17 protein-coding genes and 1 pseudogene are annotated in these 16741 nt (G+C 43.4%); all 18 read right to left on the bottom strand.

Annotation, left to right across the window (positions count from 1 at the left end):
• Nucleotides 1-4 precede the first annotated feature (4 nt).
• Nucleotides 5-1069: a butyrate kinase gene (gene buk / locus JJE29_05075; protein MBK5251988.1), complete on the bottom strand. Its 1065-nt coding sequence runs from the start codon at nt 1067-1069 to the stop codon at nt 5-7.
• Nucleotides 1069-1257, bottom strand: a complete 189-nt coding sequence (locus JJE29_05070) for a hypothetical protein (protein ID MBK5251987.1) — start codon at nt 1255-1257, stop codon at nt 1069-1071. Before JJE29_05070 ends, buk begins: the two co-directional genes overlap by 1 nt.
• Before the next feature lie 333 nt (nt 1258-1590).
• A complete protein-coding gene (locus tag JJE29_05065; GenBank protein ID MBK5251986.1) occupies nt 1591-2577 on the bottom strand; it encodes a lipoate--protein ligase in 987 nt (328 codons plus the stop codon).
• Between the two features lie 477 nt (nt 2578-3054).
• Nucleotides 3055-3705 (bottom strand): NAD/NADP octopine/nopaline dehydrogenase family protein, encoded by a 651-nt coding sequence (locus JJE29_05060; protein ID MBK5251985.1) that lies wholly within the window; start codon nt 3703-3705, stop codon nt 3055-3057.
• A gap of 92 nt (nt 3706-3797) precedes the next feature.
• Nucleotides 3798-4451 (bottom strand): phosphate signaling complex protein PhoU, encoded by a 654-nt coding sequence (gene phoU / locus JJE29_05055; GenBank protein ID MBK5251984.1) that lies wholly within the window; start codon nt 4449-4451, stop codon nt 3798-3800.
• Nucleotides 4452-4467: 16 nt separating this feature from the next.
• Nucleotides 4468-5220: a phosphate ABC transporter ATP-binding protein gene (locus JJE29_05050; protein ID MBK5251983.1), complete on the bottom strand. Its 753-nt coding sequence runs from the start codon at nt 5218-5220 to the stop codon at nt 4468-4470.
• Nucleotides 5221-5235: 15 nt separating this feature from the next.
• On the bottom strand, nt 5236-6066 hold the full coding sequence (pstA, locus tag JJE29_05045; protein ID MBK5251982.1) for a phosphate ABC transporter permease PstA: 831 nt from the start codon (nt 6064-6066) through the stop codon (nt 5236-5238).
• A 1-nt stretch (nt 6067) separates the two neighbouring features.
• Nucleotides 6068-6976, bottom strand: coding sequence for a phosphate ABC transporter permease subunit PstC (gene pstC / locus JJE29_05040; protein ID MBK5251981.1), 909 nt, complete (start codon nt 6974-6976; stop codon nt 6068-6070).
• A 128-nt stretch (nt 6977-7104) separates the two neighbouring features.
• Entirely contained in the window at nt 7105-7947 is an 843-nt protein-coding gene (locus JJE29_05035) for a phosphate ABC transporter substrate-binding protein (GenBank protein ID MBK5251980.1), read from the bottom strand.
• A 151-nt stretch (nt 7948-8098) separates the two neighbouring features.
• Nucleotides 8099-9901 carry a HAMP domain-containing protein gene (locus JJE29_05030; GenBank protein MBK5251979.1) on the bottom strand — a complete coding sequence of 601 codons (1803 nt, stop codon included), beginning with the start codon at nt 9899-9901 and terminating at the stop codon, nt 8099-8101.
• A gap of 8 nt (nt 9902-9909) precedes the next feature.
• Nucleotides 9910-10590: a response regulator transcription factor gene (locus JJE29_05025; protein ID MBK5251978.1), complete on the bottom strand. Its 681-nt coding sequence runs from the start codon at nt 10588-10590 to the stop codon at nt 9910-9912.
• Nucleotides 10591-10867: 277 nt separating this feature from the next.
• Nucleotides 10868-11740 (bottom strand): pyridoxamine kinase, encoded by an 873-nt coding sequence (locus tag JJE29_05020; GenBank protein ID MBK5251977.1) that lies wholly within the window; start codon nt 11738-11740, stop codon nt 10868-10870.
• 16 nt (nt 11741-11756) lie between these two features.
• Nucleotides 11757-12174, bottom strand: a pseudogene (locus tag JJE29_05015) (hypothetical protein).
• Between the two features lie 12 nt (nt 12175-12186).
• Nucleotides 12187-13311, bottom strand: coding sequence for a DUF362 domain-containing protein (locus JJE29_05010; protein MBK5251976.1), 1125 nt, complete (start codon nt 13309-13311; stop codon nt 12187-12189).
• On the bottom strand, nt 13308-14273 hold the full coding sequence (locus JJE29_05005) for a M23 family metallopeptidase (GenBank protein ID MBK5251975.1): 966 nt from the start codon (nt 14271-14273) through the stop codon (nt 13308-13310). Before JJE29_05005 ends, JJE29_05010 begins: the two co-directional genes overlap by 4 nt.
• Nucleotides 14274-14400: 127 nt before the next feature.
• Nucleotides 14401-15396, bottom strand: a complete 996-nt coding sequence (pta, locus tag JJE29_05000) for a phosphate acetyltransferase (GenBank protein MBK5251974.1) — start codon at nt 15394-15396, stop codon at nt 14401-14403.
• A 534-nt stretch (nt 15397-15930) separates the two neighbouring features.
• Nucleotides 15931-16311, bottom strand: a complete 381-nt coding sequence (locus tag JJE29_04995) for a universal stress protein (GenBank protein ID MBK5251973.1) — start codon at nt 16309-16311, stop codon at nt 15931-15933.
• A 49-nt stretch (nt 16312-16360) separates the two neighbouring features.
• Nucleotides 16361-16741 (bottom strand): DUF2207 domain-containing protein (locus JJE29_04990; protein ID MBK5251972.1); only part of this gene is annotated, 381 nt, incomplete at its 5' end.

Below are 16741 nucleotides of genomic sequence, written 5' to 3'. Positions count from 1 at the left end.
CGCCCTATTCTGTATATGTCTTCGCTTCTTCTTCTCCGCATAAGACTCTGAGCGCTCCGTATGCGAGTGACTCGAGTTCGTTTTCTCCTGCCATGACTTCTACGGGCGCTATGAATGATACCCTTGCGCTTATCCAGTCGGTCATCATCTTGGAGTAGGCTATTCCGCCGGTCAGTATAATTGCATCCACTTTGCCGCAAAGGACTGTGGAAAGTTCACCTATCCCCTTTGCCACCTGGTAGGCCATGGCTTCGTAAACGGTTTTGGCTTCTTTATTTCCTTCGGCTATCATCTTTTCCACTTCGCGGGCGTCCACTGTTCCGAGATAGGCTGTTATGCCGCCCTTGCCTCTCATCATTTTCTTGACGACTCTTTTGTCATATTCACCACTAAAGCATAGGTCTATTAGGTTGTTGCACGGAACGCGTCCCGCTCTTTCAGGGGAGAAGGGTCCTTCGTCATCGGATATGATGTCGAGCATTCTTCCATGCTTATGCACGCTCACCGAGATGCCTCCGCCCAGATGGGCTACGACGAAGTTCATTTCTGCATATTTCTTTCCGTACTTCTCTGCGACTTTATGGGCCATCGCCCGTGAGTTGAGTGAATGCGAAAAGCTCACTCTCGGTATGAGCGGCATGCCGGAGATTCTTGCTATATCTTCCATCTCGTCGACTGCTACGGAATCGTAGATATATGCGGGAATGCCCAAGCCTTCTGCTATTTCGTAGGCAATCAGAGCCCCGAGGTTGGATGCATGCTCTGCAACGGGTCTGTTTTTGAGGCGGTCTACCATTATATCGTTTACCTTATATGCTCCCGATTCAACCGGAGGAAGCATTCCGCCTCTTCCTACTACTGCGCTCAAGGTTTCAAGCTCTACTCCATTTTCTTTCAAGAGGTCCATGATTACGTTTTTCCGAAAGTCGAACTGGTCCTGCACGTGGTCATATTTCTGTATCTCTTCTACGGGATGGTCGAGTGTCTTGACGAATACTTCCTCTCTGTCTGCGTAAAAGGCTACCTTTGTGGATGTGGAACCCGGATTGATTGCGAGTATGTGTTTCATTATGCCATCTCCCTTCCTTCATCGGTTTTTTTTATCTTTGCAAGTGTCAGTATAAGACCGAGTGCTATCGAGAGCATTGCGGCCGCTAATACCCTATACTGGCCTGGCAACAGAAATGTCAACGTATGCGCCGGTATCCAGAAGAACGGTATTGTCTTAGCCAGTACAAAGCTCACAAAGCACGCCATGTCTATCCGCCCAAAGATCTTTGTCATGGTGATTCCCTCTACACCCTCATGTTTAAGATCGAGGTATGTGTCGGATATCCTGTGTGCAAGCATGAATGTCGGCGCAAATGTGAGGTTCATTATTGCTGCTGTGAAAACGCAAAGGCTAGCGCCACGCCTTCAAACGGTAGGATTCCCATCTCCTGGAGCCTTACGACTCCGGTGGAATAGACGGTAAATATCATGGTGATAAGCATTCCGACGAGTCCCCATATGATTGTCCGTACAAAAAAACTCGCGAAGTCCCATTTCCCGTTGGCCACTCGCCCTGCCCAAAAGTTGCTGCAAGATGATTTAGGCAAACATAACTTCAAGCAATTCATCAAGCGTTATTTTGCCAAAATACTCTCCCAAATGAACTTTTTCGAGAATTTTTCTGACCGAGTCCATTTCATATTTTTGACCCACGAGGCTTTCCTCTACCGGATCCACGGGGCTTAGTCCCAGGTAATCACCAAAGAAACGTATCGAATCGATTATACCTTCCTTTATCACTGCGGCAAATTCTATTTTGCCACCAGCAAAACGCTTCTCGCTATAGATATCGAATTTAGGAGATGCCCCATAGTTCCAATCCCACGTAGAGAATCGCTCATCTCGCATTCTTTGAACCTCAGCTTTTTCCTCTAACGTAAGCAGAATTTCATCTGAATTGCCATTGTCCGAAAGAAACAACTGAATCAGTTCCCAGAAGGCCTTGATATCCATTTCCTCATCGAGATGCTCTTTTATATTCGTCACCCTGCTTCTTACGGACTTGATGCCCTTGGATGTTATCTTGTCCATTTTTACATTTAGAGAATCGACCAAATCGTGAATGTTGACATCAAAGAGCAATGTGCCATGCTGCATGAGCTTTTTCCTGTACATCCTTTGCGCATTCCCTGATATTTTTTTCCCGTCTATAATTATGTCGTTTCTTCCTGAAAGTTCAGCCTTAATATTTAATGTTTTTAGAGCCTCGATAATCGGCATTGCATATTTCTTGAAATCCACCGTAGTTGCGTCCTCTATGTTTGCTATGAAAGTAAAGTTAAGGTTTCCAAAATCATGGTATACCGCCCCGCCACCGGAGATGCGACGTGCAACCTTAATATTTCTCTCCTCAACGAAGCGAGGATTGATTTCTTCGAATGTGTTCTGATTCTTCCCAACGATTATCGCCGGAGCATTTTGCCACAGCAAAAAATAGTCCTCGTCCATATCAACATTCTTAAGGCAATACTCTTCAAGCGCCAAATTGTAATATGGATCGGTTGAATTGTTTAATATAAATTTCATTGCTTTCCTCCTTGATAATTATTATCTATTATATTAGCACAATTTGGTGAAAAACTACAAATCAATATATGGAAATATATAAACTCGAATCCTTAAGAATTCGATGTTATGCTCATAGTATTCTTATCATTGGTGTTTCTCTTGTTTTTTCTTTCATTTCCACTGTCGACTTACTCACTGCGTCCTTTGGCAATTTCGCGTGCCCTGTGGGTATTCATAGCGCTTTGTCTTTGTCTTTTCTTCCCACTTTCCTCTTTCTACTTTCGTAAGCGTCAATTCTAGCACACATTGACAAATAATAAAGCCAGCGCTTAAGCCTCTCGCTGGCATTGTTTAATCCTTTGTTTGATTTTTTCTGACTCTTTATGGAAGTTCCTCTGACCATGGCAAACAAGCGTCCAATTCATCAAAATCAGTTAAATCGATGTTTGGAAGCGTTTCGAATAGATAAATCAAAGCTTGATTATAAAAATCCAATTAATGTTTCTTGCCCGTTGTTACATGGTCTAAAAGACTGTCAACATTTATGCATTCAATTCCAAGTGCAGCAGCGTTTCTTCCGTTCTTGCGGAATTCCTCGCCCATCATGAACTCTCCAAGGTCTATAATTGTTTCAACCATGTCTTGTCTCACTCCAGCTACCCTGCCAAGCTCGGCAAGAGGTACGAGGCTCATTGGGACATCTTCAAGGATATAACGGGTCCGGAGTGTCTTCTGACCGGAAATATCTGCATATGCTTTGGTATTATTTACGGATTCTGTAAGGGTTCCTCCCTTTACAGAGTAAAGCTTTTCATACCATTCCAGCATGCTTGTAAGGTTAAGATTATATTTTTTGCCAAGCTCCACCCTTGCAGCATCCATCTTTTCTATATATGCACCAATTGAAGGCGTAATTCCGTCGTAATAATATAGCCAGTCTCTGCCAGACTCGATTTGAGCGACATTTAAGAGTGATGGTGTTGGATGCATCATGCAGTTTATGTTCTCAAAGCTAGTCACAAGAACATTTTTTCCTGCAAACATTTCAGGAAATGCCTGTTTCAATATATCAAGCAATTCCTCTTTTATTCCAAGAATAGTTGCCGTTCCAAATTTCGGGCTTCTGGCCGCATATAAAAGCGACACAGCTTCTACAAGAACGACCCTACTTTTATACTGTTATCTCTCATTCAAAAAACAATCTTTGCATAAAAAAAAGCCGCTTAGCGGCTTTTAAATCAATTGATATTTGCTTTCTCTCCTGAATATATATATATTATTCTCTCGCATATGTTTGTTATATGATCAGCTATCCTCTCGAGATACCTTCCTATAAACAGAAGCTTTGTGCCCTGGTTTATATAACGTTTATCTTCATGTATCATTATCAAAATCTCACTGTATATGCCCTTGTACAGATTGTCAATCAGTTCGTCTTCCGCGCCTACTTCGTATGCCAGCGAAATGTTCCCGTCGACAAAGCTTCTTTTTGCATTTTTGAGCATTCTGCTAATGATTTTTTGCATTTTAGGAATATCAATCAACGGTTTTATCAAAGGCTCATTGCCTATCTTGATTGTTTCTTTGGCAATATTAACCGAAAAATCCCCAACTCGTTCCAAATCAGTTATTATTTTGGAAATCGAAAAAATAATCCTCAAATCCGTCGCTATCGGCTGTTGAAGCGCTATCAGTTCCACCGAAGCCTCTTCTATGGCATCCATCTGTCTGTCTATTTCATCATCCATTGCTATGACTTTCTTGGCCGCCTCCACGTCCTGAATCAACAGGGCCTCGACTGATTTTACAAAAATTGCCTCTACGTTTTCCATCATGGACACAACGTCGTTTTTCAATTTTTCAATTGCTTCGTCAAACTGCTTTCTTCCCAAACTTTTTGCCTCCTTTTTATCCGAACCTTCCGGTTATATAGTCCTCTGTACGCTTGTCCATCGGATTTGTGAAAATCTTGTTTGTCACGTTAAACTCGGCCATTTCTCCAAGTATGAAAAACGCCGTGTTGTCTGAAATTCTGGCCGCCTGCTGCATCGAATGCGTAACGATGACTATAGTGTAGCTCTTCTTGAGCTCCTCCACTAGGGACTCGATTTTTGAAGTCGCAATTGGATCTAGCGCCGATGTAGGCTCATCCATTAATATGACCTCAGGTTCCACCGCCAGGGCCCTTGCTATGCATAGCCTCTGCTGTTGCCCTCCCGAAAGGCCCAAAGCACTTTTCTTCATGCGGTCCTTGACTTCATCCCAAATCGCCGCCTGCTTGAGGCTCTTCTCGACAATCTCTTCCAAATCGCTTTTGTTCTTCATTCCGTGCGTTTTGGGTCCATAAGCCACGTTCTCATATATGCTCATCGGAAATGGATTCGGCTTCTGAAACACCATTCCAACCCTTTTCCTTAATTTTATCACGTCGATATTGTTATATATGTCGTTCCCGTCAAGCTTGACGCTTCCCTCTATCGTTACTCCCTCAATCAAGTCATTCAACCTGTTGAGTGTTCTCAAAAAAGTTGATTTTCCGCACCCGGAGGGACCGATGAGAGCTGTCACCTTCTGTTCTTCAATATTCATGGAAATATTCTTCAAAGCCTGAACGTCTCCATAAAAAAGATTCAAATCCTTAATTTCAAATTTTAATCCCATGCGTTTTCTCCTTATCTAGCCCCTATTCCTTTTCAGCATAGCAGCCATTCTGTTTGCCAATAGATTGATGATGGCCACCAGAAAAATCAAAACCGTTGCTGTTGCATAAGCTTTTTCAAACGATATGCCTTCTTTGGCCAATATATAAAGATGTACCGACAGGGTTCTGCCCGAGTCCATCAATCCCCGTGGAATATAAGGCGCCATGCCGACAGTCATGTAAACCGCCGCTGTCTCTCCAACGATACGACCGATACTCAAAATGACAGCCGCCAAAATCCCCGGAATGGCCGTAGGTAGAATAACTTTGACGATTGTACTGAGTTTGGAAGCTCCAAGACCAAGACTCCCTTCCCTATAAGCATCCGGAACAGATTTCAAAGCCTCCTCCGTTGTTCTCACAATCGTCGGAAGAACCATGATGCTCAGCGTCAATGCCCCCGAAAGAATGGAAAACTTGAAATGCAGCGCCGTTACAAAAAGCAAAAATCCGAAAAGACCGAAAATGATTGAAGGAATGCCTGCCAGGGACTCCGTGGCGAAACGGATGCTTCTTACCATCGGGCCCGGTTTGGCATACTCGACCATATATATAGCTGCGCAGATTCCGATGGGCGTGACTATCAAAATGGATACCCCAATCACATAAAAAGTCGTCACAATCATGGGAAGTATGCCGCCCTCTCCTGAACCTCTGGCCATGGACGAGATGAATTCCCAACTGATTTGTCCAATACCTTTGTAAAGCACATACCCCAAAATCCACGCCAATATTCCGGCAGTCAACGCGGCCGAAAGCCAAATCAAGCTCCTGAAAATCCTGTCTTTCATATTCTTGTCTTTCATGTCATTCACCCGCCTTGTTTGAAATCAATCCCAAAAGGGCGTTGAGTCCCATGATAAAAACGAATAGAACAACCCCTGTAGCAAACAAAGCATCCTGATGCATGCCAAAGGCATATCCCATTTCAATAGCTATGTTTGCCGTCATGGTCCGTACCCGGTCAAGAATCGATGTGGGAACCAAAGCTGTGTTTCCGGCCACCAGAATCACCGCCATGGTTTCGCCGACAGCCCTTCCTATTCCAAGTATCACGGCTGTAAGTATGCCTGATTTCGCCGCAGGCAAAATAACTTTGAAAATCGTTTGCATCTGGCTGGCTCCCATAGCTAGGGAGCCTTCCCGATATTCCTTCGGAACCGCCCGAATAGCTGCCTCCGAAATACTCACCACCGTTGGCAAGATCATGACCGAAAGGATGATGATTACTGCCAGGAGACTGTTACCTCCGCCTCCAAACCACTTGTCAATGATAGGAACAATCACCACCAGACCAAAAAAACCGTACACCACCGACGGAATGCCTGCCAAAAGATCCACCGCCGGGCGTATGACGGCCGCAAGTCTCGAAGGCGCCACCTCGGCTAGAAATACAGCAGTCAACAGTCCCACGGGTACTCCCATGACCATGGCTCCCAATGTACCCATCAACGATGCAACAATCATTGGCAAGATGCCGAAAACATCATCTAAAGGTTGCCATTTACTGCCAAGCACAAAATTCCCCAAACCATATTTCAAAAGAAACGGACCGCCTCGTATAAAAACAAAAATCGTAATAACGGCGACCCCCAATACTGCCGTCAGGGCGCACAGCAAAAAAACCGCTTCAACAATAGACTCAAAGCGTTTTCTAGCCTTGTTCTCTTCCATTTTCAAACTTCCGGTTACAGTTTTTGATTCAAAATTTTCCATGGGTTATCTCCCAACACATGATTTATTAAACGAAAGGCTTATGAACATATAAAACAGTCAGAGAGCAGACTTTGCGAGAAGGAATTCAAAGCCTGCTTCAATCCGTTTTATTTCATTATCTTTTCCTATTATTTAACCGGGATATTCTTTTCTGAAACGATAGCCTGTCCTTCTTCGCTAAAGATGAAATCGAGATACGCTTTAGCTATTCCCGAATTTTCACCCTTCGTCAGCATCAGGAAAGGTCTGGAAACTTTGTATGAGCCTGCCAAAATGTTATCAACCGTAGGCTCAACACCGTTAATTTCTACAGTCTTTACGGTTTCATCCACATAAGAGAGAGAGATGTAACCAATACCATATGTTTTACTAGCAATATTGGCTTTTACCGAGCCGTTTCCTTCTGCAATGAGCGCGTCCTCTTTAACTGCATCGATTTCCAAAAGCTCCTCGAAAGCACCTCTCGTTCCGGAACCTTCTTCTCTTGAAACTATCAGAATTTCTTCATCTGCACCACCGACTTCCTTCCAATTAGTAATTTCACCCTTAAAAATAGCCTTAACCGTTTCCGGATCTAAATCGCCAACTTCATTGGTCGGATGAACTACAACAGCAATTCCGTCATACGCGATGATATGTTCGTCAAGTCCCCATCCTTTTTCTTCGGTTTTTAAATCCCTCGAAGCCATGCCAATATCCGCAGCGCCTTCGCTAGCAGCCTTAACACCTGCAGTGGATCCCACCCCTTGAACATCCACTCTAACTCCGGGATTCTTTAACATAAAAGCATCAGCAATTTCCTGGGCAAGAGGAGTAACTGAAGTCGATCCTACAACTGCAACCTCGCCTTCAAGGCTTCCTTCCTCTGATGTCTGTACCGGAGCCGCCTCTTTTGCGCAACCGGAGAAAATCCCCATTGACAATACTAGCGTAAGTCCCAATACAATTACTCTTAAATTTCTTATATTCATGTTTATCTCCCTTCAATTAAAATAATATTTTTATCTTCTTGTTTACCTTCACAAAAAATATATCATTTTAGAATAACTGCTTTGTTATCCCTTTGTTAATACTATGTTAAAAGCGCGTTAATTCATTCAAAAAAAATATACCGCACCTGTTTCAGCGCGGTATATTTTGAACATTTTCATTCAATGGAATTTTTACGATGAATTCACTGCCCTTGCCTTCTTCGCTTCTAGCTTTAATTTCTCCATTAAACGCAATGACTATATGCTTTACTATTGCGAGCCCTAACCCAGTCCCTCCAACATCTCGTGAACGGGCCTTGTCTACTCTGTAAAACCGTTCGAAAATCCTTGGTATATCATTTTCCGGAATCCCCAATCCTGTATCCTTCACCTTTATAAACAAATCCCTATCAAATTTATATACTGAAACAAATACCTCGCCACCATCTGATGTGTATTTAACCGCGTTGTCAACCAGATTTAAAACCATTTGCTTGAACCAGTCGCGATTGCCGTATAGAGATGGCAGGTCTTCCGGTATGCGCCGCTTGATTTTTATGCCTTTGTTTTCAGCGGTAATATCAACCATCTCGCAAACCTCTTCTATTGCCTTGCCCATGTCAATGGCGTCTTTCCTATTCTTGCCGAGTTGGCTCGTTTCGATATTTGACAAAATCAGCAGGTCGTCAATGAGGCGATAGAGTCTTGCGCTTTCTATTTCAATGATGTCAAGAAAACGGTCCCTCACATTCTCATCATACATGGCGCCACCCTTAAGCGTCTCGACGAATCCAGATATGGACGTGAGCGGCGTCTTCAATTCATGTGAAACATTTGCTACAAAATCCTTGCGCATATCTTCAAGCACCCGTATCTCCGTTATGTCTCGTATAACCATTATGGTTCCGAGTATTTCTCTTTTCACTGTGTCGAGTCTGATTTTTCCGGAACTTATTTTAAGCACCATGTGCTCGGGCTCCCGTATAACTACTTCCCGGCTCCCTATTTCTTCATTTTCCAGAATCGAACTTACCATATCCCTCGCAGCTGGTTCTTCTATAATATCTGTCAATATTTTACCGTATACATCTCTATCGTCGACTCCAAGAATTTCTTTGCAAGAATAATTCATAAGCATGACTCTTTTTTCATTATCCACGGCAACAAGCCCTTCAGATATGGATGTCAGAATGGACTGCAGATTCAAATGCTCATCGTTGAGCATTGAAATGTTGTTTTTCAATCGTTCCGTCATAACATTGAACGCATCACCAAGGGCTTCGATCTCGTCCCCGGTTTTCACATTCACCTTATGTTCGAAATCGCCCGTTGAAATCTGCTTGGCAGATTCTGCAATACTTAGTATAGGCTCGGTTATACGTTTTGAATATCTGTAAGCCATGAAAAGCGAAATCCCGAATGCAATAAATAGGGAGAGAAGAATATTCTCTATAAAATTCCGGTTAATCTGATTAATTCGAACCAGAGGATAGGCCAAGCGAACTGCTCCCACTATCTCTCCATCTTTTTCCAATGGAATAGCCATATACATGTAGTCTATGTTAACTGTAGCGCTGGTTCTTATGCCTTTCCCTACAAAACCGTCCAAAGCTTCTTTGAATTCAGAACGATTCTGATGATTCTCCATATCAAACAAATCATTTTCCAGAACCTCTGAATCGGCCAAAACCTTTCCTTTGGAATCAATTACCGTCACCCTAACATCAATCGTTTCGGATATCTCCGACACAAATGAATGAAAATCAATACCCTCCAATTCTTCTTCAAATAGTTTTTTCTCGACGTTCAACTTCAAAAGCTTCAAATTGCTTGCGAGATGCAATGTTAAATCTTCTTCGTAATTGTCTTTTAGAAATTGGTGCGTTAAAACTCCTATGAGAACAAAACCAACAACCATAAGAACCATATATGTCATAAATAATTTTTTTTTCATACCATCACCTATTTCAACCTATAACCGACCCCACGGACGGTTTCAATTAGTTCACTTTTATTCTGCCCAATTTTTCTTCTAAGATGTCTAATATGCACATCCACCGTTCTCGTATCTCCAAAATATTCATAGCCCCAAACCCTATCAAGAATCATATCCCTTGTCAAAACCTTTCCTTGATTTAACAAAAGAAGCTTTAAAAGCTCATATTCCTTCAGCGTCATTTCAACCGGCAAGCCATCCACCTTAACCTCGTGTTTAATAGAATCGATGACGATTCCGTCTATTTCCATGCTTCCGGAGGGCTCTAAGTCTCCGCTTCTCCTCAACAGGGAATTAATTCTTGCCTTTAGTTCATTTATGCTAAACGGCTTGGTAATATAATCGTCGGCTCCCGTATCAAGGCCTTCTATTTTGTCGGTTTCCTCGCCTTTTGCGGTGAGCATTATGATAGGCAGTTTGCGCATTTTAACATTCCTTCTCACCCTTTGGCAAACCACCGTCCCACTCATGCCTGGAAGCATCAAATCAAGCAAAACCAAGTTATAATTTCCTTTCTCAATCATTGACAGAGCAACCTCTCCGTTTTCGGCAACATCCACCAGAAAACCCGATTGCTCAAGATTGTATTTGATCAGTTCTAGAATATGAACCTCATCATCCACGACCAAAATACGTATTTTTTCCATTTTAACCCCTTTCGCCTTCGCATTTTGAACGCGAATAGATATTTTTCAATCTATAATACACAAATCATGTTAATTGTATGTTAATTATCCCTTTGTTCTCCATTTTTATTATACATTTCGCAATCTGTATACACATCAACATGTGCTGCCAGAACAGCATAAAAACTTCTTCTCCGGACTGAATGGTCTCCATGACCATCGACTGCTATCCCATCGCTTTTACTATCGCAATTACATCCTTCTTTTGAATACCTTAATCGTCTTTTTTTAGCTGTCTTTACAAAAGTTCGTAGCTGCTTCCTATAACAGGAAGGTTAATGGTATTTAGCACTCTTTCGAGGAGAACGCCCTCCCTTTTGGGATATTCAAAACCATAGCTCGCCCTTATTGCCGTAGTTATGAACTGCACGGCCCGTTCCATGGCCACGGGAAGGCTGTCACCTTGGAGCAGGCTTCCAACAACTATGCTTGCAAAAACATCTCCGGTTCCCGGAAAATGGGCAGGTATGTATCTGCAGCTTACCTTCCAGTATTTATCGTGCTTGCTGTCGTAGGCTATAACGCTCGTATTCTTGTCCCCTTCAGGGCTTGGAACGCTTGTAAGAATGACCGTACCCGGCCCCATGTCGGCCAGACGCTTAAGCCAGCTCTTTACTCCGTCGATATCTATGTATTCGTCGTAGTCTTCCCCTAGTAAATAGGCCGCTTCCGTGAAGTTCGGAGTTATTATGTCCGCCTTTCCAACAAGATCACGCATTTTTCTGACCATTTCATTGTCCATTGTTGCGTATAGCTCCCCATTGTCCCCCATTACGGGGTCAATAAGAACAAGGTTTTCTTTATTGCCAAAAAAATCTATGAAATCCGATACGATAGCAATCTGCTCCGGAGAACCTAAGAATCCGCTATATATGGCATCGAATTCTATATCGAGTTTTTTCCAATGGGCAATATAAGCCTCGAGCCGATCTGTCAGATCAATGAATGTATAGTCTGTAAAATCTCCGGTATGGCTTGAAAGAACCGCCGTTGGAACGGGACAAACCTGTATTCCCATAGTAGACAATATTGGAATGATTGCCGTCAGCGATGCCCTTCCGAAACCCGATAGGTCGTGGATTGCCGCCACCCTTTGAACAGGACTTTTCATTAAACGCTCCCCCCTTTTATTTCATTCTGTATGTTACGTAGCCCTTATACTTCAGCTTTTCTATCGTTTCATCCCCGTTTAGACGACCTAGCATGCCTTGCGCGTCCCCGCTGCGGCTTTTGATGAAGCTCGCTATCTCGTGCTGATTCATTGGATGCCTTGCTATTATGCTTAGCACCGCTTCAAAATCGTCCTTTATGCCACTTGAGAATTCGCTGTCGCTCAGGTGTTTAATTGAGTAGGCATTAAGACCGCTGGCAAATTTCTCTAACCTCAAAGAATGGTTTTCGTTCATTGCTCATGTGCCTTGTTCGGCCAAGTTGACAATAAACGCATGAATAGTTGCATGTATCTGCCGGAATCGGTTCTATTCCCACAGCAAGCCCCATGCGTCTTGATGGCACAGGTCCGTATACGTATTTGTAATCCACTATCTCTATCCCCTTTTACAGTTTTATCAATTCGTAGTCCGAGCTTCCAAGGCCAATGGACTCTCCGTAGCTTATCTGAAGCTCTCCGTAGGTTCCCTTTCTCATTGCTTTGAAATGGTCCTCTCCACACGTACACTCATCGCCCGTCCTATTATCATGGAGCATCGAATGCTTGAGTGCCGATTCCTCGTTTATAAGGTCTAGGCTTGCCTTGTCTATGGCAACCGGATCCGTAGACGCCAATATGCCAATGTCCGGCACTATAGGGGCATCGCTCCATGGAACGCAGTCGCAGTCGGGGGTTATATCCATAAGAAAATTAAAATAAATTGTCTTTTCCTTCTTGTCTTTTACCGCTCCGTAGGCATACTCGGTCATCTTTTCTATGAAATCCTTGGCCTCGCTTCCCCACTGGTCGAGCTCTATTGCCGCAGCAGGACATACGGTAATGCATTCCCCGCAGCCTATGCATTTCTCCTCGTGTATGAATGCCTTTCCTTCAATATTCTCGATAGCCCCTTCCGGGCAGACATTTATGCAGGCCTCGCATCCTATGCATTTTTCAGCTTCGACCTTTGGACGCGTAGAGTGCTGGTCTCTTTTTCCGATAGCGGGCGCGCAGCCCATAGCTATGTTCTTTATGCTTCCTCCAAAGCCCGCCATTTCGTGGCCCTTGAAATGCGACATCACGACCATTGCGTCGGCATTTACTATGTCGGATGCTATCCTGGCAAAACTAAAGTGCTTGAGCCCAAGCTCCACTACGCAAAAATTGTCGCTCTTTATGCCGTCCGCAATCAGGATTGGCGCCCCTGTTACAAGCGGCGTAAAGCCGTGCTCGTATGCCGTGTTCAAATGATCCACCGAATTCTTTCGGCTCCCGCTGTAGAGAGTGTTTGTATCCGTAAGGAATGGCTTTCCTCCAGCTTCCTTTATCTTGTCCACTATGGGACGAACGAAAATCGGACGAATGAATCCGTCTCCTCCCTTTTCGCCAAAATGAAGCTTGACCGCAGTTAAATCACCCTCCGAGATTATCTCTGACGCCCCTACCGCATCGAACAGTCGCAAAAGTTTGTTGTGCTTATTCTCTTTTTTTCTTCTTGACCTGAAATCCATGAAATATACTTTGCTTTTCATTTTAATTCCTCTCTTTCCATTTGTTTTCGGAGCTCCATGCTCTTTTCCGCCAAAATATATGGATCGATATAGACACCCATAAGCTGAGTCTCAAAGTGCAGATGAGAACCCGTAGAAAAACCGGTGCTGCCCATTGCCCCTATCTCCTGCCCCCTGTTTACATTATCCCCAATTGCAACCGACATGGCTTCAAGATGCGCATATAACGTAAAGAGCCCTCGGCCGTGGTCGATTACAATGGTGTTTCCCGTAAGGCTCTGTACTTCGGCAAGAACAACTTTTCCCGAATTTGCCGCCAGAATCGGCGTTCCCTTTTTATTTGCCAGATCTATGCCCGAATGTATATATCCATAATCTCCGTTCAAGGTCCGCCTTGCCCCAAACGGTGTCGAAATCCGCCCCTCAACCGGCATAATGAATGCCTCGTCCCAATAAATTTCCTCCGTTCGCACCGACTTCGCAATGGCCATCCTAAACTTCTCCCAGCCCTTTGAAACTGCTTCGATGCGTCTTTCAAGAAGTTCTTGCGATATCTGAAGCTCCTGACTCGGAAAAATCCTGTCTGTAAACCCGATGTCCAGTTTCTTTCTGAATATAGTGCGTCCGTCTCTTTTAACACTTACGATTAAAAAACCTTTTTTGCCCGAATTCAATGTATCCACCGCGAACAGTCTGTTCCATTCATCCTCGTCCTCGGTCACGTGGAAGAATGTCTGCATATGAACCATGTCCGTTTCAATGCTAACCTGATCATCCTTTTTAAGATTCTCCATTTCAAGGGAGAAAACCCAACCCGGCTGCGTGTCTTTCATCAAAATCTCCGCAAGAGGCAATGGAATTTTTGCCTCCGAAAGCTGTTCCACTGGCTTTTCCACTAGCTGTTCCACGGGCTTTCCCGCAGCACATGCCCCAAGCATCATTATTAATATTATTAAAACCGCCAAAATTGGTTTCTTTCCCATTACTTTACCTATTCCCTTTTTAATTAAATTATATCATAGAAAGATAGAGGGACCTGCGATTTTTGAAACCGCAAATCCCCCTCTATGTTTATAAATTAAAAATCCAAATCCTTTTGCGCGCAGCGGACTATTTCATCATTTGAGCTTGAAGCACAGTAAGAGCAACTGTTCCAACGATATCCTCAGCTGTACAGCCCCTTGAGAGATCGTTTACCGGCATTGCCAAGCCTTGAGTCACCGGTCCGTATGCACTAGCCTTGGCCAATCTTTGAACAAGCTTGTATCCTATGTTTCCAGCGTCAAGGTCGGGGAATATTATTACATTTGCCTTACCTGCAACATCGCTTTCAGGAGCTTTTTTCTTCCCTATAGCCGGTATAATTGATGCGTCGAATTGAAGCTCGCAGTCCAATTTAAGGTCGGGAGCTAGTTCCTTGGCAATTCTTCCGCCTTCGATTACCTTGTCGACATCGGGATGGTTTGCGCTGCCCTTTGTTGAGAATGAAAGCATGCTTACTACGGGCTCAACGCCAGTAAGCGCTTCAAAAGTTGCCGCGGAGCTTATTGCTATGTAAGCAAGTTGCTCGGAATCGGGATTCGGATTAAGTGCAGTATCGGCAAAGATGAATAAGCCGTCAGCTCCAAATTCGCAGTTGGGAACTTCCATTATGAAAGCAGCGGAAACGAGTTTTGTTCCCGGAGCAGTCTTGATAACCTGCAAAGCCGCACGCATTACATCGGCTGTGGCGTTTACAGCTCCTCCAACCATTCCATCGGCATGGCCAAACTTGACGAGCATGCACCCGAAGTACAGTGGATTTACAAGAATCTCAGCTGCTTTTTCCGGAGTCATTCCCTTTTTCTTTCTCATCTCTACAAATGCATCTATGAATTCGCCCATTTTTTCGAAATTTGCAGGATCTATGAATTCAGCTTTTGAAAGGTCATATCCCTCTGCCCTTGCCAATATTTCCTCTTTGTTTCCCACAAGAACGATTTCAGCCATTCCGTCTGAAAGAATCATGTCAGCAGCAGCTATTGTTCTCATATCTCCAGTTTCCGGAAGTACAATTTTCTTGATGTCTTTTTTTGCCTGTAGCTTGATTTTTTCTAAAAAATTCATATGTAAATTCCCCCTTGTTTTGTTTTTCCAATTCTTATTATATGTTACTTGTTAACTTGTTTCAATGATTGCAACAGATTTTGCATAATGTATACATCAATTAATCAATGTTCACTCCTTATAAGTTGTTTATACAAAAATCGAAGACAAAAACTATCCTGCCTATCATGGAAGAATAATCTTTGCCTTTGATTTTTTATCCTTTAATTCTGCTTCTTTTAATCTTGTACTTTTTTTCTTTTGTCGTTTGAAACTTGCAGCGTTTAATGCACCACTCGAATTGAGAATCTACTCGAGGCATTTCAGGTTGAGGTTTCATATTGCGATGCATCGACCGAGGCCTGATTTTCACAGCTTTGGATAAGGCTAAATCGTCAATAAATTCGCTTTGGCCTTGGCCCGATGCGAAGCGAGTTTGCGAATTTTAGATTTTGCCGAAAGACGAAGCTCTATGAAAATCCGCCGCAGGCCGCAGTAAGCAATTAAAACCTTGACCTAAAATCATCAACTTTCTTTCCACTTGCTGTTTTTTTACTACTTAACCACAAGAATCGGTATTTTGACATGATATACAACCTTGTTGGTTACACTTCCGAGCCTGAGCCGTTTTCCTGCATTCATTCCGTGGGATGTCATTATTATTAGATCGAATCCCTCATTTTCTGCAATTTCGAGTATTTTTTCTGCGACATCGTTTGACTTTTCTGCCCTTAGCACCACAGGCATCTCTCTTCTTTTAAAATATTCCTCTGCTCGCTTCAGAATTTCATCACCCGGCTTGTCTCCATCGTACATTTTTTTCTGTACATTCAGCACTGTTATCTCGGATTCGTATTTTTCATAGAATTGGTCAGCATACTCAAACGATTTAATGAAATGCTCGGACTGGTCAATAGGAATAAGCACCTTTTTCATTAAAATCATCTCCTTTCTCTTTACTACTTAAACCCCGGAAAAACTTTTTCTACCAACTTCCACCGCCACCGCCTCCTGCGCCGCCTCCCGAAAAACCTCCTCCTCCTGAAAAACCGCTTTCGGATGACTTTGTCGAAATCATGCTTGCCGATGTAATATTGAGATTCCTGTTCATGGCTCCTATAAACACCATTGTCCTGAAGCCGCCACCGGGATATCCATAGTACCAAGAGGGAGGCTCGGTAAGCAGATCATCAAACTTCTTGGCCCACTTCTTTGTAACTCCCAAAACTACGGCATATGACAAAACATCATAGAAATAAGACGGATTCTCGTCAAACAACATCTCCAGCTTTGGTTTTTCAGCTGTTTCTATGAACTGCTTGAGGCCGAGTATTTTTTCCATCACCCTTTTGCCGTATTCCGTCTT

It is taken from the genome of Peptostreptococcaceae bacterium, assembly GCA_016649995.1.
GTDB lineage: Bacteria > Bacillota > Clostridia > Peptostreptococcales > BM714 > BM714.
The sequence above is the reverse complement of the archived record's forward strand: the minus strand, read 5'-3'. Positions and strand labels throughout refer to the sequence as shown.